Source organism: Arhodomonas sp. KWT, assembly GCF_010993615.1.
The window spans coordinates 1-17,371 of the sequence record NZ_WNXE01000008.1 but is presented as its reverse complement, the minus strand read 5'-3'; the positions used below and the strand labels follow the sequence as shown (position 1 = coordinate 17,371).

Here is a 17,371-nt window from a genome sequence, read left to right as displayed (position 1 = left end):
CCGCGTCCCTCTGGGCGCGGGTTTTTTCGTCCGGGCCACCGGTAACGACGCACAGGAACGCCCCATGTCGCTGTTTCAACGTCTTCGTAACCGCTCCACCGCGCGCCGTGGCGGTGGTGCCGGCACCGGTTACCGCCGGTGGTTCGGGCTGGCCGGCGGCGTGATCGCCGTGGTGGTCCTGGCGATCGCCGGACTCGGCTGGTACTGGAGCCAGTCGCCGGCGGCCTTTGACGTGGTCGCGGCCACGGCGCAGCGCATGCCCGAGGGGCGCGATCCCCAGTCGGTACCCGGCAGCGTTACCACCGCCACGCTCATGAACGTCGCCGGCCGGCTGCTCGACAAGCCGGGCGGCTATATCGGCAACGACGTCATGCCCCCGGGCGTGATCATGGACAACATGCCGAACTGGGAATTCGGTGTAATCGTGCAGGTCCGCGATCTGGCCCAGGCCCTGCGCAACGACATGAGCCGTTCACGCTCGCAGTCCACCGAGGACACGGACCTCGCCGTTGCCGAGCCGCAGTTCAATTTTCCCTCGGATTCCTGGTGGTTCCCCGCCTCGGAGAAGGAATACCGCAAGGGTATCGGGGCGCTGGACCGCTATTTCGGGCGCCTCGTCGATCCGGACAATGCGGACTCCCAGTTCTACGCCCGTGCCGACAACCTCAACGAGTGGCTGGGGCTGGTGAACAAGCGCCTGGGCAGTCTGGCCCAGCGCCTGAGTGCCAGTGTCGGCGAATACCGTTACAACACCGATCTCGCCGGTGACCGGGCCGCACGTCAGGCCACACCGGGCCGCGGCAGCGCGGTGGTGGCGGAGACACCGTGGCTTCAGGTCGACGACGTGTTCTACGAGGCCCGGGGCAGCACCTGGGCGCTGATGCATTTCCTGCGGGCGGCGCGCGTCGATTTCGCCGACGTGCTCCGGGACAAGAACGCGGAAGCGAGCATGGACCAGATCATCCGCTCGCTGGAGCAGTCCCAGCGGCCGGTATGGAGCCCCGTCGTGCTCAACGGCGACGGCTTCGGACTGCTCGCCAACCACTCGCTCACCATGGCCTCCTACATCGCCCGGGCCAACGCGGCGATTATCGAGCTACGCCGGCTCCTCAGCGAGGGCTAGGGGACGCCCTGGCCCGCCACGCTACCGTTGCGCGGGTGATGCAGTGGCAGCGGGGTGATCGCCCCGCGGGGCCCCGCCTCGACCCGCCGAGGCCGCCCTCCCTCGAAGACGATCATCTCGCCGGCCCGGATCGGGCTCCAGACCTCGTTGTCCGTGAGTGGCTGGGTCGCGATGACCGTGACCACGTCGTCCGGCGTGGTGACCTCGGCGAAATCCACGCACACCTCCGCATCCCGCAGCCGCGCCTCGCCGAATGGCGCGCAGCGCGTCAGCCAGTGCAGGTGGGTCGAGCAGTACGTGTGGAGCACGTGACCGTCGGAGAGCAGCATGTTGAACGTCCCCTGCTCCTGGAGTCGCGCGCACAGCCGGCGGAGATAGCGCCACGCGGTTTCGCGCCGCCGCGGCGGCCGCGGGAAGCGCTCCCGGAGCTCGCCGAGCAGCCAGCAGAAGGCGTACTCGCTGTCGGTGTTGCCGATGGGGCGGTAGTGGCGCATGGGCCAGCGGCGCACGCCCCGCAGACGCCCGTTGTGGGCAAAGACCCAGGGCCGCCCCCAGAGCTCCCGCTGGAACGGATGGGTGTTCTCCAGCGCCACCCGGCCGTGGGTGCCCTGGCGGATGTGGCAGATGACGTTACGGCTCTTGATCGAATAACGCTGGATCAGCCGTGCGACCTCGGAGTCCGCGCTCGGCGCCGGGTCATGGAAGAGACGGCAGCCGCGGTCTTCGTAGAAGGCGATCCCCCAGCCGTCCCGATGCGGGCCGGTCCGTCCGCCGCGCTGCATCAGCCCGGTAAAGCTGAAGCAGATGTCGGTGGGGACGTTGGCGCTCATGCCCAGCAGCTCGCACATGGTATTGCAGGCCTCAGGGGGTTTCGGGGGCTTCGGGGCAATCGGCGAGCAGGCGGTAGAGGTCGCGCAGGATCGCCGCGGTGGCGCCCCAGATGTAGTAGTCCCGGTACGGGATCGCGCAGAGACGGTAGCGCCGTCCGCCGTGGCTGACAGGGTGCGGGCGGTGGTTGGTCACGTCCAGCACGTACTGGAGCGGCACTTCGAAGATCTCGTCGACCTCCACCGGGTCCGCAACCAGGTGCGCTTCCGGGTCCACCAGACCCACCCAGGGCTGGATACGGAAACCGGTGCCGGTGGGGTACTCGGGCAGGGAGCCGAGGAGCTCGACGGACGTCTGCGACAGGCCGATCTCCTCCTCGGCCTCACGCAGGGCCGCGGCGAGGCTGGAGGGATCGTTCGGCTCGATGCGTCCGCCGGGAAAGCTGATCTGTCCGGCGTGGGCACGCAGGTGGGGCGTGCGGCGCGTGAGGATCAGATGGAGGCCGCCGGGACGCTCGACCAGTGGCACGAGCACGGCGGCCGGGTGCAGCGGTGCGTCCTCCGGGATGGCGGCGCGGATCGGCATGCGCGCCGCCGCGAAGCGCTCTCTCACCCAGCAGGACTGAACCGGAACGGTCATGGATACCTTCATGCAAACGTAATACGAGGATTATAAGGGTTCGACGCCCGGGCGACAGGATCGTTCGTCCCCGCCGGAAGGACGTGCCTCGGCGGGGAAATTCAGTCATAATGGTGCCGGACTCCGAACGATGATGATCCGGCCATGCGTTATCTCAACGGCATACTGGGGGCATTTGCGATTCTCGCGGCCAGCGGCGGGCCCGCCGTGGCCGGCGAGGTGTGGCATAGCCCGATGCGCCCGCAGCTCGAGCTCACCACCGAGCTGAGCGAGGCGCTGAATGTCCGTTTCGGGATCAGCACGGATACGGATCCGAGCGTCGGCAGCGGGTGGCGCGGCTATGTCCCCACCGGGCGACAGGGACTCGGTGCCTCGGCAATGGTCGACTGGGAGTTCCCCGCGGCGTCCGGCATGCGCCTGACCGGCGGCGCCTTCTACGGCAACTCCGACTGGGGCTGGCAGGGGGGTGGCAGCGCGGGCGTGGACGGCAGTCACGACGACACCGGCTACAGCTTCGACGGCAGCGGCGACTGGACGCCCTACCTCGGCCTGGGGTGGGACCAGCACTTCGGCGAGGACAGCCGCCTGGGGCTGCAGCTCGACATGGGCGTGAAGTTCGAGGGTGTCACGGATCTCGACCGCAAGGATCAGCTCGATCGCATGCGCGAGGAAGCGGCGCTGAGTACGCAGTTCGAGAGCTTCCGCTACGTGCCCATGTTCTCCGCCGGGGTCGAATACCGGTTCTGATTGCGGGGCGTCATCAGCCGGTGACGCCCTCGCCCTCCTCCAGCATCGCGTTCACGTAACGGCCCAGCTCGCTGGCGTCGAACTTCGCCAGGAAGTCGTCCGCACCGACCTTCTCGACCATCGCCCGGTTGAACACGCCGGACAGCGAGCTGTGGAGCAGGATCTTCAGGCCGCGCAGGCGTTCGTCGGCACGGATGCGGCTGGTCAGGGTGTAGCCGTCCATGCGCGGCATCTCGATATCGGAGATCACCAGCGCGACCGAGGCGAGCGTTTCCTCGTCGGTGTCGCGCAGCCACTCCAGGGCCTCCTCACCGTTTTTGGCCACGGTCACGTCCCAGCCCGAGGGCTCGAGCGTGCGCTGGATCTGGTTACGGGCGACGCTGGAGTCGTCGACCACCAGCAGCCGGTTGCGCTGGGGCGGTGCGGCGCTGTGCTCGAAATCGACATCCCGGGGCAGCGGATCGCCCATGACCTCGGCCAGGACCTTCTCCACGTCGAGGATCTGCACGAGGACGCCGTCGACGCGGGTCACCGCCGTGACGTAGCCGCGGTCGGCGATGTGCTGGGGCGGCGGGAGGACGTCTTCCCAGCTGACGTTGACGATGCGGTCCACCTCGTCGACGAGGAAGCCCTGCACCGTCCGGTTGTACTCCGTGATCACCACCGAGCCCGCGTCGCCGTGCTCCGCCGATCGGATCGCCTGGGCAAGGTCGATGATGGGGATGGTCTGGCCCCGCAGGTGTGCGATCCCGCGCACACCGGGGCGCGAATCCGGCATGACCGTCACACGCGGCGAACGGATCACTTCGCGGATCTTGAACACGTTGATCCCGAAGTACCGCCGCCCGATCTTGAACAGCAGCATCTCGAACCGGTTGTGCCCGGCCAGCTGCGTGCGCTGGTCGATGCTGCCCATCGCCTTGGCCATATTTCCGCCCCCAGTCCCGTCGTGTAATCCCCGATGGTCATTATATCGGCCGAAGGGCGCCCGGCTATAGCCCTTTCGGGTTATCGGGGGCCTGTCGGGCGATGCCGGTTCCCGCCGCACGCCGCATGTCGTCCGGGAAGGTTTGCGTTCTCCCCCGGGGACCGGTACATGTGCACTTGAAGGGGGCGGCGCGCGGCTATTCGCCACGCCGTGACGAACGATAATGAAACGTTTCGCTAGGGGGGGGAGTCCGTGAGCCTCAAGACCCGATTCCTGCTCCTTGCCGCGACGTTGATCGTGCTGGCCTCCGTCGCCGCCTGGGCGGCCTTTCAGCGCATCGCCGAGGGGATTATCGAGCAGTGGGGACAACGGACCGCCGAACTCCAGGTTCAGTACGACAGCGCCCGGCTGCTGCAGCCGCTGGAGCGGGAGATCGCGCTCTCCCGCCAGCTGGCGGACTCGCTCGTGCTGCGCCGCTGGGCGAACGCCCCGGATGACCGGGCGCTCAGGCAGCAGGCCCTCCAGGAAATGGAGAGCTTCCGGCGCAATTTCCGCAGCAACAGCTACTTCGTCGCCCTGCGTGACTCCGGCGCCTACTACCACAACAATGCGGACAATGAATTCGAGGGCCGGGAACTGCGCTATAACCTGGACCCGAAGGATCCGGCCGATGCCTGGTTCTACCGGCTCATCGAGGCGGGGCGGGATTTCCATCTCAACGTCAATCCCGATGACGAGCTGGGGGTCACCAAGCTGTGGATCGACGTCCTGCTGCGTGCCGACGACGGCCGGGTTCTCGGCATCGTCGGCACGGGCCTGGATCTCGAGGACTTCCTGCGGGATACCGTTGACCTCAGTCAGCCGGGCATCACGACGCTGTTCGTCGACTACAACGGCGCGATCCAGCTCTACCGCGATCAGCGGCTGATCGACTTCGCCACCATCGTCAAGCCGGAGGGCCAGAAGAACACCATCGACCTGCTCCTGGACACGCCGACGGACGAGGCGCGAATCCAGGAAATGATGCTCTCGCTGCGCCAGGGGGATACGGGACCGGCGACGGTCCGTACCAACTTCGTCTCGGTCCGGGGCGAGCGTCACCTCGCCGGTATCGCTTATCTGCCCACCATCGGCTGGTACGAGGTCACGCTGCTCGACCTCGACACCCTGATGCCGGTGAACCGGTTCGCACCGGTGGCGGCGGTGTTCGCCGCCGCCCTGCTGGCGAGCCTGCTCGTTTTCCACCTGGCGGTGCAGAAGCAGATTCTCGGGCCGATCGGGGTCCTGGAGAGCGCAATGAACCGGGTGCGCCGCGGCGATCTCACCCCCGCCGCCCTACCCTCCGCGCCGGGGGAAATCGGCCGGCTGATCCAGCACTTCGACAGCATGGCCGGCGCCATCCGGTCCCAGACCTCGGAGCTCGAACGCAAGGTCGCCGAGCGCACCGAGGCCCTGCACAACCTCGCGCGCATCGATCCCCTGACCGAGCTCAGCAACCGCCGGGGCATGACCGAGCTCATCGTCGAGACCATCGCCCGCAGTACACGCGATCACCACGCCTTCGGGGTGATCTGGCTGGATCTGGATCACTTCAAGAGCCTGAACGACAGCCTCGGCCATTCCGCCGGAGACCGTGCCCTCACCGAGGTGGCACGGCTGCTCCGTGCCAGCCTCCGCGATTACGATCATGCCGCGCGCTGGGGTGGCGACGAGTTCCTGGTCCTGCTCTCGCCCTGCGACGCCCGGATACTCGGCCAGATCGCCGAACGCATCCGCGCGAGCATCGAATCGGACGCCCGCTCCGTCGGTCAGCCGCTTACCGTGAGCGTCGGCGCCTATCTGGCCCGGCCGGGGGAGGATATGGAACGCGTGCTCCGGCGTGCCGACGAGGCCCTGTACGCGGCCAAGGCCGGCGGTCGTAACGGTCTGCGCATCGCCGGTCGCGCGGGAACCTCGAGACCGCCGGCGTAGCGGCTCGTCGGAAACGGGCGGGGGGCATGCGGGGCCGGCCGCCGTAGCCCGCTAGGTGGTATGCCCGCTGGTTTGTCCCGTCGGCGTTCCCTGGTGAAAGATCATTCGCCAGTGCCCGGCCTCCCTGAGCCAGACGGAGGAGCGTAGCGCGTGCCGGCTCAGGTGACCGTCCGCCGATACGCGTGCCGAGCGGTACGTCACCAGCACGGTGCCCGGCGCGATACGTCGGCAACGGAATCCCTCGGCGTGAACGCCGGGCGGTTCCCCGTCGCTCAGGTTTGCAAGGATGGCGTCGCGGCTGTGCTCCCGCCCGGAGTAGCCAATCTCGCGGAAATCCGGATGCAGCAACACCAGCAGCCGTTCGCGGGACCGTCGCCGTACGGACCGGTGCAGCTCCCGCTCCAGTGCCTCCAGCTCGTCGGCCACCGTCACCCCGCAGAACGCCCGATACCGAGATGCGCCCCGAGCTCGTCGAGGTGGTCCACGATCAGGTCCGCCTCAGTCGTAAAATGGCCGTTGTGCCCGTTGCGCAGCAGGCACGCATGGGCCCCGGCGGCGCGCGCGGTCTGCAGGTCGTAGACGAAGTCGCCGACGTACATCATGCGCGCGGCGGCCACGCCGAGGCGCGCCACGATACGGTACAGGCCGTCCGGATCGGGCTTCGGCCGGCAGTCCTCGCGGGTGAGTATCAGGTCCACCGGGATATCGAGGGCACGGCGCATGGCCTCGGTGGTGACGCGGGCGTTGCGGGTGAGGATGGCCACGGGGACACCCATGAGGTTCAGGTCCGTCAGCAGTTCCCGTGCGCCGGGGATCCACGTCGCCGCCTCGGCCCCGGCCATCTCGTGACGCTGGATCACCGTCCACGCCCGCTCCACCGCCGCGGCATCATCCAGGGTCTCCATATGCTCGATAAGGCCGATCCCTTCGGGAAACCCGAGTTCCCGGCGCATGGCGGCGAAGTCGAGGCGGGAATCGACCAGGGTGCCGTCCAGATCGAATGCCACGGCGTCGATGCCCGTGCGGTAATCCATGCGTCCTCCGGACGGTCCAGCCGTCGTGTCACGGTGAATGCCTGCGGACGGATCAGTCTACGCGATGCGGCACAGCGCCACAGCGGCCGTCGTGCCCCGTGATCCCGACCGGGCCCGTGTTCCGCGGCGATACCCCGTCCCGGACCGGTGGGCGTCACCTGCCGCGGACCACGGTCCCCGCCAGCGTGAGCATCCGTTCTACCGGCGGCGACGACGCCCGCCCCGGGGCGGCCGCGAGGCCGAAGCGGCGGCAGAGCGGCGGGTCGAGTCCGGCCACACGCAGCCCCTTGCGCCGCTCGGGCAGGGTCGATTCCGGCACCAGGCTGACGCCGACACCCTCGCGCACGAGCGCCACGGCACTGGCCCAGTCACGCACTTCCACCCGTACGTCGACCAGCGACAGCCCGGCCGCTTCCACGATGGTGCCCGCATGGACATGACACCCGCCGGTGGCCAGTACGAAAGGCGCCGTTGCGAGCGCCGCGAGCGACACCGCGCCGCCGCCACGGGCCAGGCGATGCCCCACCGGCATGACCGCCACCCAGGCGTCCTCGCCGATCGCGATGGCGTCGCCGTCACGGGGCGGGTTGAGCACGACCCCGAGGTCGATCGTGCCGGCCGCGAGCCAGGCCTCGACCTCGCGGTCGTCCGTTTCCAGTGCCACGACCGCCACGTCGGGATAGAGCGAGCGGTAACGCCGCAGAAGCGGCGGCAGTATCGTCGCGTAGACGCTGGGGAACGCGGCGATACGAATCGAGCCGGCCTCCTCGCCCGCGGCCATGGCCGCCTCGCGCCGCATCGCCTCCAGGTGGGAGAAGGCGCTACGGGCATGCGCCAGGGCCCGTTCGCCGAACGCCGTCAGCTCGACGCCATGGCGCTGGCGGACCAGCAGCGTGGTGCCCAGCGTCTCCTCCAGGGCCCTGAGTGCCTGACTCATGCCCGATTGCGTGATGCCGACGGACTCGGCAGCAGCGGTAAAGCTCCCTGCCTCGGCGACGGCGATCAGGCTGCGCAGCTGTGTGAGGTTCATAGTGGCTGGGATCATACCAATTCAAACGGGGCGGGATGCCGCCTCGTCTTCCTGCCGGCCCGGTATCCGTGGCGCCGACGCGTCCCCGGTATCGAGCGCCAGCGTACACCGTCTCTCGCCGGCGGCCACGATCGTTGGTGTCGTGCCGGCCGAACGCGGGGACGTGTACGACCGGCACGACCGGCACGACCGGGGCCGGGCGGCGTGGCGGCATGAACCCGCCCCCGCCCTCTGCTACCGTGGCGTTCACCCAGGAACCGCCCACGCCGCGGCGCATGTCCCCGCCCGCAGGGAGCCCCGATGAAGAACGCCTCGCTCCGCTACCGCTCGTTCGGGCCGCCGCTGGACACCCTTGAACTGGCGGAGACCGACGTGGCACCGCGACCGGAGGGTGCCCTGCGCGTGGCCATGTCGCTGGCCCCGGTCAATCCCTCCGACCTGATCCCGGTGACCGGCGCCTACGCGCACCGGATCGCGCTGCCGGCGGTGGCCGGCTATGAGGGCGTCGGCGTGGTGGTCGAGGCAGCCCCGGCGTATTCCGGGCTGATCGGGCGGCGCGTCCTGCCCCTGCGAGGTGCCGGGACCTGGCAACGCCTCGTGGACTGCGATCCCCGGCTCGCCGTTCCGGTACCTGACGATGTCGACGACCTCCTTGCCGCACGCGCCTACATCAATCCCCTGGCGGCGACGACGCTGCTGCGGCTCTGGTCGGTCCGGGGCAGGCGCGTGCTGCTGACCGGGGCGGGATCGACATGTGCCGCGCTGCTCGGCGCCTGGGCGCGGTTCGACGGCGCCGTGGCGGTGTACGGGATCCACCGGTCCCCCGGCCGCGCGGCCGGTCTGGCCGAACGCGGAATCCTTCCCGTATCCCAGGACGATCATCGCACGCTCGATCGCCTCGCCGCGGAGGTCGACCTGACCTTCGATGCCCTCGGCGGCCCGCTCGCCACCCGGATACTGGGGCGCATGAAGCCCGGCAGCGCGTTCATCGGGTACGGCCTGCTGAGCGGTCGACCGGTCGCTCCCTCACGCTCGAACCGTGCCCGACTGCACCGATTCCACCTTCGCGACGAGCTTGCCGTGATGGACGCGGCGACATGGCAGCAGGCATTTCGCGGGTTATGGCCCCGTCTGCGGCAAACCGCGCTGCCCGAGCCCTCCCGCTTTGCGCTCGCACAGTGGCGCGACGCCATCCGGCATTTCTCGATACCGGGTACGACGAAACCGCTGATTCGATTCGGTGTCACCGACAGGGGGCCGTGAATCCGCCCAGGGCCGCGGCGGGCCGAATGCGCGGGACCGGGGCTCGCGTCTGATCCTCTTCGGCGGCTATCCGGCGGGCTGGCGCATCGACGCGACGGAGGACGTCATTCGCCAACGCGAGGCGGTCATGACGCTGACGGCGACCGGTTGGGGCCAGGACAATCCGGCCTGCCGGCAGATCTTCTCGTCGACGTTCATGCCCGGCGCGACGGCCGGCGGGCTGACGTGGTTCAACGAATTCCAGCGCGCCACGACCTCGCCCGCCAACGCCGTGATATCCCTGTCGACCTTCGGTGATATCGACGTCCGCGCACAGCCCACGAAGGTGCGCCTACCGACGCTCGTGTTTCGTTCGCTGCGCGATCAGCGAATTCCGGCGGCAACCGGGCGCGACATCGCCGCGACCATTCACGCGGCGGAGTTCCTCGGCCTGGAAAGCGACGGCCACCTGCTGCTCGGACGCGAGCCCGCGTCGCGGGTCTTTGTCGACGCCGTCCACGAATTCCTGGCGTGGCCCTTACAGTAGGTCACAGTGTTCGTGGCCCCGGATGAAGAACGCGACACCGAAACCGCCTTATAGTAGAAACACTTATATCAGATTATTTTTCGAGTAATTTTACTTCTGTTACCCGGTGTCTCACTGTCTGTCGCGGCACCCACGTGACAGGAGAGCCACCGATGAAACTCTATTTCGCCAGCGATACCTGCTCCTTCGCGCCGCATGTCGTACTCCAGGAGCTCGGCCTGCCCTACGACCTCGTCCGGGTGAATAACCGGACGAAGCGCACGTCGGAGAACGGCGACTTCCTCGCCATCAATCCGAAGGGCTATGTCGCGGCACTGCAGCTCGATTCCGGCGACGTGCTGACCGAAGGACCGGCCATTCTTCAGTACCTCGCGGACCTGGTGCCGGACGCCGGGCTCGCCCCGCCGAACGGGACACTGGAACGCGTACGGCTTCAGGAGGGACTCAGCTTCATCACCAGCGAGCTCCATGCCGGGGCCGCCCCGCTGTTCAACGCGACCCTGCCCGGTGCGGTGCAGGACGTGTTCAGGGACCGGCTGTACAGGCGCCTGGATGTCGTGGATACGACGCTCGCCGGCCGGGCCCACATCGTCGGCGATGGCTTTACGGTCGCGGACGCCTACCTCTTTACCGTCCTCGGCTGGATGCCGTTTTTCGGGATCACGCTCGAGCGCTGGCCGACCGTCGCCGACTACATACACCGGATCGAGGCACGGCCGTCCGTGGCCGCCGCACGGGCGCGGGAGGCCGACATTCCGCCGGTGGCGTAAGCCCCGCCGGGCAGACTGCCGTCGGGGCGCCTCCCGCAAGGCCCCTCCGCGGCACTCTCGCCGCTCTCGCTGCCCTCGCGCGCCGGGTCGCCGGTATAATCCCGACGTCCCGGAACGGGCACCCGCCGTCGGTGACCGGACACGGCCCCGGCGGCAACGCACGCACGAAGGAGTTGATGAGCGTTATGTTTGCGAGAATACTCGTCTTCTGTGTCAGCGCGGGCCTGCTTGCCGCCTGCTCGAATGCCGTACGCGAGGGCGGCGAGAGCGTCGCCCCCGATCTGGACGGCGCCTGTGACCGGGCCCTTGACTACGACCTGGACTTCGATCGCTTTGACGAGGTCGCTCAGCAGATCGCCCACGCCACGGGCTGCTTCATCGAGGTCGATGACATGGCCGCCGCCGGGAAAGTGAGGCCGAATGCGGTTCAGGGACACATGACACCGCGCGAGGCCGTTTACGTCGCCATCGAAGGGACCGCGCTTTCCGTTGTGGAAAACGAGCCCGATCGTATCGCGGTCGGGAAGCGGTAATGGCGCAGGGTCGCACCCCGTGGCCATTCCCGGGTGCGCCAGCCTCGACGCATTCGAGCGCCGGTCCCGCTCGGCACGGGGCCGGCGCTCGACCGGCCGGGAGTGAACCTCCGCGGTCAGTCCTCCGAGCGTTCCCGCTCGAACCGCCGGCTCGCTTCGTCCTGCTCGACCGCGGCATAGAAAACGAGACGCAGGTGCTTTTCCTCGTCGACGATGAAGGTGGAATGCTCGAACGTGACCGTACCGATGTCGTCGACGACGAAACGGCGCAGGCCCCGACAGCGACCGTGCACGTCGTGCCGGCGCCAGAGATCGGCGAACGAAGGCGATCGCCGTTCCAGTGCCTCGACCAGGCCGAGCATGTCCTCGTCGTCGGGCGCCTGTGCGTAATCGCGCCGGAAACTCGCCAGGATCTCGGGCGCCTGAGCGTCCCAGTCCACGATACGGCGGGACACGTCGTCGTCGGCGAACAGCATCCAGAGCATGTTCCGCTCGCCGGGGTCGCGGTCTGCGAAGCCGAACAGTCGCTGCGCGGCCGCATTCCAGCCAACGACGTCCCAGCGCAGGTTCATGACGTACGCCGGGCGCAGGTTCAGATCGTCGAGCAGACGGTGAACGAGGGGCGGCAGCTCGCACCACGGCCGCCCGTTGACGGCCGGTGGACGGTGGTGCGCGAGAAGGAAGAGGTGCCGGCGCTCCGTTTCATCGAGCTTGAGCACGCGGGAGACGTCGTCCAGGAAGGCGCTCGAGACCGTGATATCCCTGCCCTGCTCCAGCCACGTGTACCAGGTGAGTCCGACGCCGGCGAGCGCCGCGACCTCCTCGCGCCGCAGGCCCGGCGTCCGGCGCCGCTTGCCGGCGGGCAGTCCCACGTCGAGCGGTGACAGCGCCTCCCGCCGTTGGCGCAGGAAATCCGACAGTTCGGTCCGCGTACGCTGGAGACGCCGCTCGGTGCTGTTGCCCATAGTAATAGTATAATTGACTATATAGTAACAGGATAATAGGCCTCTTATCGTATGGCTTCAACGATAAGGAGCCACCATGTCCGACAACTGCACACCGGCCCTCGAATGCCCCGCACGCGCGATGGCCGACGACCGTCAGGCGCCCCCCGTGATCGCGCTGGTCATCCTGCTGCTTGGGGGGTTCGTCACCGTTTTCGACCTGTTCGTCGTCAACGTCGCGATCCCCTCCATCCAGGGCGATCTCCACGCCGAGTTCGCCGAGATCGGTTTCGTCATTGCCGGGTACGAACTTGCCTTCGGCGTGCTGCTCATCGCCGGCGGGCGCCTCGGCGATATTCATGGACGCCGCCGGCTGTTCGTGCTCGGGATGCTCGGGTTCGCCGTCACGTCGTTCCTCTGCGGTATCGCACCGGACGCGGAGACCCTGATCGCGGCGCGTTTCCTGCAGGGCGCGACCGCCGCGATCCTGTTTCCGCAGGTCTACGCGCTGCTGCGCGTGCTCTACGACGATGCCGGGCGCCGTCGCGCCTTCGCCCTGCTCGGAATGACACTGGGACTGGCGGCCATCGCCGGACAGGTGATGGGCGGACTGATCGTGGAGAGCGACCTGCTCGGCCTCGGCTGGCGCAGCGTCTTCCTCATCAATCTGCCGATCGGCGCCGTCGCCGCCGGCCTCGCCCGTTCGATACCGGAGTCGAGGGCACCCCACGCGATCACCGTGGACTGGCCCGGGGTCGCCCTGGCGACGGCGGGCCTGTTTCTGCTGCTCCTGCCCCTGCTCGAGGGGCCCAATACCGGTTGGCCGGCATGGACGTGGCTATGCTTTGCCGCATCGGGACTGCTGCTGCTCGCCTTCGTCTGCTGGGAGCGGCGTGCCGCGGTGCGCGGCCACCATCCGGCCATCGATCTCCAGGTGTTCCGGGATCCCGGATTCTCCGCCGGCGCGGTGGTGGTCTTTCTGATCTATTCGACCGCCACATCGTTGTTTCTGTGTTTCGCGCTTCTGGTGCAATCCGGCTTCGGGCTCACACCCTTCGAGGCGGGAATGCTGTTCGCCCCCGCGAGCATGGGATTCGTCGCGTCATCGCTGCTCGCCCCGAGGCTGGTCACGCGCCTGGGTAATCCCGGTATCGCCGGCGGTGCCCTGATCTATGCCGCGGGGATCGGATGGCTCATCGGTGATGCCTACGTGGTCGCCGATCACGGCGAGGTCGGGACCCTGGTGCCGGCACTCGTGCTGTTCGGTTTCGGCCAGGGCCTGTCGATGACGCCACTGCTCAATCTCGTCATCAGCTTTGTCGAGACGCGCCATGCGGGCATGGCAGCCGGTTTCATATCCACCATGCAGCAGGTCGGCGGCGCTTTCGGGGTGTCCATCGCCGGCATCTTCTTCGTCCAGGTCCTCGGCGGACGCGGTGGCGCGGACATCACCGATGCGTCCCGCTATGCCGATGCCTTCGGCGGCGCGATGACGTATAACCTGACCGCGGTCCTGGTGGCCTCCGCCCTCATCGGCTGGATATCGCGCCGACAGGCGGCCTCGTGATGTCGAGGAGATTCGCGCCGCCGGGGCACGGCCGGTGTCCCGGCCCGCCGTGGCGGTCGCCGCGCGCGAAGTGTGGGCCGCAACCGCTATATGCCCGCCGGTCCCGAACTGCGGTATCCTCCGGGTGGTCCGGACCGTCTCGGATCGACGCGACGCGTTCGCCGATTCGGCGGGGTCCTGACCGCCCGGTATGATCCCCCATCGCCCTGAGTGCACGACATTCGAGAGGAAAACCCCATGACCACCCCCAGGATCCTGGCCTTCGCCGCTTCGACCCGGACCGGCTCGTTCAACGCCAGGCTCCTCGATGCCGCCGTCAGACATCTGAGGGACGCCGGGGCGGAGGTGACCGACATCAGCCTCGCCGACTACGACATGCCGATCTACAACGGCGACATCGAGGCGGACGACGGCGTGCCGGAAGCGGCCGGGAGGCTGCACGAACGCTTCCGCACCCACGACGGCATATTCATCGCGAGCCCGGAATACAATGCCAACGCCACGCCCCTGCTCGTGAACTCGCTCGCCTGGCTGTCGCGGGTGCAGGAGAATGGCGGCGCGGGCGCGGCGTTCGGCCAGCCGGTCTTCGCGCTCGGCAGCGCCTCACCCGGCGGCTTCGGCGGCTACCGGGGGCTGATGGCGCTGCGCCACATGCTGGAGCTGCAGCTGGGCGCCCGGGTCCTGCCGCAGATGGTCTCGGTTGCAGGGGCTCATGAGGGCTTCGACAGCGACGGCGAGATCGTCGCCGAATTCCCGAGGAAGATGCTGAAGGCCGTCGTGGACAGCCTGGTGAAAACGGCGGGCTGACGTATCGGGGCCGGCGTGCTCCGCCCACGCCGGCTGCCACCCCGTTACCCGCGCGACGACGCAGAGCGGGAGACCAGCCCGCGAACGGGTTGGAGAAACGGATCGCTCCCCGGATTCGGGACGGCCGTCGAGACACAGCCCGGGCCCGTGAAGCCGCTCCACCCGTCAACGCTTGCCACAACCTCCGCCCCGCCGGCCCGGCACTTCCGGTCGTCGCCGGGCCCGGGCCTGTGTGGCTACCTGATCACGGGGTTCCCGGCGCGCCAGCCTCTTGCCGGCGCGGCCGCATCCGGGCGGGAGCTGGCACCGGGACAGCGGCACGCGGTGGACGGTAGTGGCGGAGGAGGAGGGATTCGAACCCCCGGACCCTTGCGGGTCTGCGGTTTTCAAGACCGCCGCCTTCGACCGCTCGGCCACTCCTCCGTGAGCGCGCTATTCTCCCCCGAGGTGTCGCGGGACTCAAGCGCCCTCTATTGCAGCAGGGCCACCGTCTCGGCGTAGGCGTTCTCGATCTCGTCGGTCAACCCCTCGCAGTCCTGGGGCGCCAGGCCTGCCAACGTCCACGCCGGCGCCGTCTCCGGCACGATCGCACCGATATCGGCGACGCCGCCACGCAGGCCGATGGAGACCCGGCTGCCTAGGTGCACGATCGCCGCCTGCCCGTCGTAGGCAGTGGCGCGTTCGGGGTGCACGTGCCAGCGAACGGCCGCCGCAACGGCCTCGGGCAGGTGCCATTCGCTCAGCAGCTCACTGCCGACGACGGCCTCGTCGCTGGCCATTACCGCGCGCTCGATGGTCAGCAGCGGGTCCGTGCTGTCATGGAGTTCGTGGAGGAGTGCGCTGCGTGCCGCCTCCGGCAGCAGGAGGCACACGACGACGCTGCCGACGTCGTGGAGCAGCCCCCCGAGGAAGGCCCGGGCCGGGTCCATGCGCACCGTCGACCGTGCAGCGAGGCGGGCGCCGGCGACCGCGGCGTGCGCCGAGTTGCGGAAGAAGTCGTCCATGTTGACCAGCTCCGCCGGTACCCCGCGGAAGCTCTCGACTACCGACGTCGCCAGCACCAGTCCGCGGACCTCCTCCGCCCCGAGGAGCATGACCGCCTCCTCCACCGTGGCGATCTCCCGGCCGACACCGTAGTAGGGGCTGTTGACCATGCGCAGCACCCGGGCGGTTACCCCCGCGTCGACGCCGATGACCCGCGCTATGCGCCCCGGAGTCCACTCCGGGCGGTCGAGCTCGACGGTGAGCTGGCGGTAGACCTCCGGCGGGGACGGCAGATCATGCAGCGTGCGCACGAGGTCGTGTGCGACGGGACCGGCGCTCATCCCGCCCTCCCCCGGCGCGGGTCCGCGCTCGGCGGGGCCGGGCGTTCGCCATCGCCGTCCGGTGGAACGGTCGGGGTATAGCCGGGCAGTTCCACCCGTGCAATGGGGGTCTCGCGGGCCTCGCCGAGGTAGTGGCCCTGGACGTAGTCGACGCCGAGCTCGCGCACGGCCTCGAAGGCGGCCTCGGATTCGACGAATTCCGCGATGGTCTCCTTACCGAGACTGCGCGCGATGGAGATCATGTGGCGCACCAGGGCCTGGTCCACGGGATCGTTGGCGACGTTGACGATGAAGCTGCCGTCGAGCTTGAGGTAATCCACCGGAAAATGCTTGATGTAGTTGAAGGTGCTGAACCCGGAGCCGAAATCGTCCAGGGCGAAGCGGCAGCCGAGGGCCCGTAGCCGGGCGATCAGCTCGCGGCTGCGGGCCATGTTCTCGATCGCCGCGGTCTCGGTGATCTCGAACAGCAGGCGGTCCGAGGGCACGCGGCTCATCTCCAGCCGCCGTGCCAGCAGATCGAAGAGCTCGCGGTTGAGGAACGCATGGGCCGAGAGGTTCACCGAGACGCGCACGTCGCGTTCACCGCGGGGCTGGGCTGCAAGGAAGTCCAGCGCCCGGTCCACCACCCACATGTCGAGCCGGTGGATCAGCCCGGTGCGTTCGGCCACGGGGATGAACTCCCCGGGCATGCACACGTTGCCGTCGCGGTCGCGCATACGCAACAGGCACTCGTAGTGCGTGATGCGTCCGTCGCGGGTCCGCACGATCGGCTGGAAACACAGGAACAGCCGGTCCCGCTCGATCGCCTCGCGGATCAGCGGTGCCCAGGTGTGGTCGCGACGAAGGTAGTCCAGTTCCGGATCGCCCTCGCTGTACGCATGCACCCGGTTGCGCCCGTGCTGCTTGGCGACGAAGCAGGCCTGGTCGGCCTGCGCCATGAGCTCGCTGACCGCCGCGCTGCCGGTGCCGCCTTCGATGCCGGCGACGCCGATGCTCGCGCAGGTACGATACTGACGGCCGCCATGACGGAAGCCGTAGCCCTCGAGCTCGCCGCGTATGAATTCCGCACGTTCCAGCGCCTGCTCCGCGGACAGGTTTTCCAGGAGGACGGCGAACTCGTCGGAACCGATACGGGCCACCGTGTCGGTATGCCCGGCGTGGCGGCGCAGCAGGCGCGAGACCTCGATGAGAAAACGATCGCCGGCCTCGTGCCCCTCCAGGTCGTTGACCAGTTTGAACCGGTCCATGTCGATGAGCAGCAGCGAGCACGGGCGATCGAGGCTGGTGGCGCGAAAGATCGCGAGCTCGATAGCCTCCTTGAGACGACGGCGGTTCC

At 68.5% G+C, this 17,371-nt stretch carries 18 protein-coding genes and 1 tRNA gene; 9 read left to right on the top strand and 10 right to left on the bottom strand.

Annotated elements, in window-relative coordinates; all coding sequences use genetic code 11:
* Positions 1-64 precede the first annotated feature (64 nt).
* The gene (locus tag G7A99_RS03230) at positions 65-1,123 is read left to right on the top strand and encodes a DUF2333 family protein (protein ID WP_163138839.1); all 1,059 of its coding nucleotides are present in this window, start codon (positions 65-67) and stop codon (positions 1,121-1,123) included.
* Here the strand turns inward: G7A99_RS03230 and G7A99_RS03225 are convergent.
* Together G7A99_RS03225 and G7A99_RS03220 are read right to left on the bottom strand one after the other, a co-directional pair.
* Positions 1,120-1,971 (bottom strand): class II glutamine amidotransferase, encoded by an 852-nt coding sequence (locus G7A99_RS03225; RefSeq protein WP_163138838.1) that lies wholly within the window; start codon positions 1,969-1,971, stop codon positions 1,120-1,122. The two genes, G7A99_RS03230 and G7A99_RS03225, sit on opposite strands and share 4 nt — an antisense overlap.
* Before the next feature lie 13 nt (positions 1,972-1,984).
* Positions 1,985-2,590 carry a CoA pyrophosphatase gene (locus tag G7A99_RS03220; RefSeq protein ID WP_163138837.1) on the bottom strand — a complete coding sequence of 202 codons (606 nt, stop codon included), beginning with the start codon at positions 2,588-2,590 and terminating at the stop codon, positions 1,985-1,987.
* 144 nt (positions 2,591-2,734) lie between these two features.
* Here G7A99_RS03220 and G7A99_RS03215 point away from each other — a divergent pair, with 144 nt between their 5' ends.
* Entirely contained in the window at positions 2,735-3,337 is a 603-nt protein-coding gene (locus G7A99_RS03215; protein WP_163138836.1) for a hypothetical protein, read from the top strand.
* A gap of 13 nt (positions 3,338-3,350) precedes the next feature.
* On the opposite strand, the gene G7A99_RS03210 is transcribed toward G7A99_RS03215, so the two are convergent.
* Positions 3,351-4,265 carry a chemotaxis protein gene (locus G7A99_RS03210; RefSeq protein WP_163138835.1) on the bottom strand — a complete coding sequence of 305 codons (915 nt, stop codon included), beginning with the start codon at positions 4,263-4,265 and terminating at the stop codon, positions 3,351-3,353.
* Between the two features lie 252 nt (positions 4,266-4,517).
* Between G7A99_RS03210 and G7A99_RS03205 the strand changes: the two genes are divergently transcribed.
* Positions 4,518-6,236 carry a diguanylate cyclase gene (locus G7A99_RS03205; RefSeq protein ID WP_163138834.1) on the top strand — a complete coding sequence of 573 codons (1,719 nt, stop codon included), beginning with the start codon at positions 4,518-4,520 and terminating at the stop codon, positions 6,234-6,236.
* 51 nt (positions 6,237-6,287) lie between these two features.
* On the opposite strand, the gene G7A99_RS03200 is transcribed toward G7A99_RS03205, so the two are convergent.
* The 3 genes from G7A99_RS03200 to G7A99_RS03190 all read right to left on the bottom strand — a co-directional run bounded on the left by G7A99_RS03200 (position 6,288) and on the right by G7A99_RS03190 (position 8,300).
* The gene (locus G7A99_RS03200; protein WP_163138833.1) at positions 6,288-6,668 is read right to left on the bottom strand and encodes a DUF4440 domain-containing protein; all 381 of its coding nucleotides are present in this window, start codon (positions 6,666-6,668) and stop codon (positions 6,288-6,290) included.
* Positions 6,665-7,270: an HAD family hydrolase gene (locus tag G7A99_RS03195; protein WP_163138832.1), complete on the bottom strand. Its 606-nt coding sequence runs from the start codon at positions 7,268-7,270 to the stop codon at positions 6,665-6,667. The genes G7A99_RS03200 and G7A99_RS03195 overlap by 4 nt, the downstream gene beginning before the upstream one ends.
* Before the next feature lie 154 nt (positions 7,271-7,424).
* Positions 7,425-8,300 carry a LysR family transcriptional regulator gene (locus tag G7A99_RS03190; protein WP_163138831.1) on the bottom strand — a complete coding sequence of 292 codons (876 nt, stop codon included), beginning with the start codon at positions 8,298-8,300 and terminating at the stop codon, positions 7,425-7,427.
* Between the two features lie 300 nt (positions 8,301-8,600).
* Between G7A99_RS03190 and G7A99_RS03185 the strand changes: the two genes are divergently transcribed.
* From G7A99_RS03185 to G7A99_RS03170, 4 genes are all read left to right on the top strand, one after another.
* Positions 8,601-9,563 carry a zinc-dependent alcohol dehydrogenase family protein gene (locus tag G7A99_RS03185; protein WP_163138830.1) on the top strand — a complete coding sequence of 321 codons (963 nt, stop codon included), beginning with the start codon at positions 8,601-8,603 and terminating at the stop codon, positions 9,561-9,563.
* A 127-nt stretch (positions 9,564-9,690) separates the two neighbouring features.
* Positions 9,691-10,089 (top strand): alpha/beta fold hydrolase, encoded by a 399-nt coding sequence (locus G7A99_RS03180; RefSeq protein ID WP_205599705.1) that lies wholly within the window; start codon positions 9,691-9,693, stop codon positions 10,087-10,089.
* Between the two features lie 152 nt (positions 10,090-10,241).
* Entirely contained in the window at positions 10,242-10,859 is a 618-nt protein-coding gene (gene gstA / locus G7A99_RS03175) for a glutathione transferase GstA (protein ID WP_163138829.1), read from the top strand.
* 131 nt (positions 10,860-10,990) lie between these two features.
* Entirely contained in the window at positions 10,991-11,392 is a 402-nt protein-coding gene (locus G7A99_RS03170) for a hypothetical protein (RefSeq protein WP_163138828.1), read from the top strand.
* A gap of 116 nt (positions 11,393-11,508) precedes the next feature.
* On the opposite strand, the gene G7A99_RS03165 is transcribed toward G7A99_RS03170, so the two are convergent.
* Entirely contained in the window at positions 11,509-12,357 is an 849-nt protein-coding gene (locus tag G7A99_RS03165; protein WP_163138827.1) for a helix-turn-helix transcriptional regulator, read from the bottom strand.
* A gap of 76 nt (positions 12,358-12,433) precedes the next feature.
* Here G7A99_RS03165 and G7A99_RS03160 point away from each other — a divergent pair, with 76 nt between their 5' ends.
* Positions 12,434-13,903, top strand: coding sequence for an MFS transporter (locus G7A99_RS03160; protein WP_163138826.1), 1,470 nt, complete (start codon positions 12,434-12,436; stop codon positions 13,901-13,903).
* 237 nt (positions 13,904-14,140) lie between these two features.
* On the top strand, positions 14,141-14,710 hold the full coding sequence (locus G7A99_RS03155) for an NADPH-dependent FMN reductase (RefSeq protein ID WP_163138825.1): 570 nt from the start codon (positions 14,141-14,143) through the stop codon (positions 14,708-14,710).
* Positions 14,711-15,045: 335 nt separating this feature from the next.
* Here the strand turns inward: G7A99_RS03155 and G7A99_RS03150 are convergent.
* The 3 genes from G7A99_RS03150 to G7A99_RS03140 all read right to left on the bottom strand — a co-directional run.
* Positions 15,046-15,133, bottom strand: a tRNA-Ser gene (locus G7A99_RS03150).
* A 47-nt stretch (positions 15,134-15,180) separates the two neighbouring features.
* On the bottom strand, positions 15,181-16,035 hold the full coding sequence (locus tag G7A99_RS03145) for an HDOD domain-containing protein (protein ID WP_163138824.1): 855 nt from the start codon (positions 16,033-16,035) through the stop codon (positions 15,181-15,183).
* Positions 16,032-17,371: bifunctional diguanylate cyclase/phosphodiesterase (locus tag G7A99_RS03140; protein ID WP_163138823.1), on the bottom strand; the 1,340-nt coding region annotated here is incomplete at its 5' end. The genes G7A99_RS03145 and G7A99_RS03140, both read right to left, overlap by 4 nt.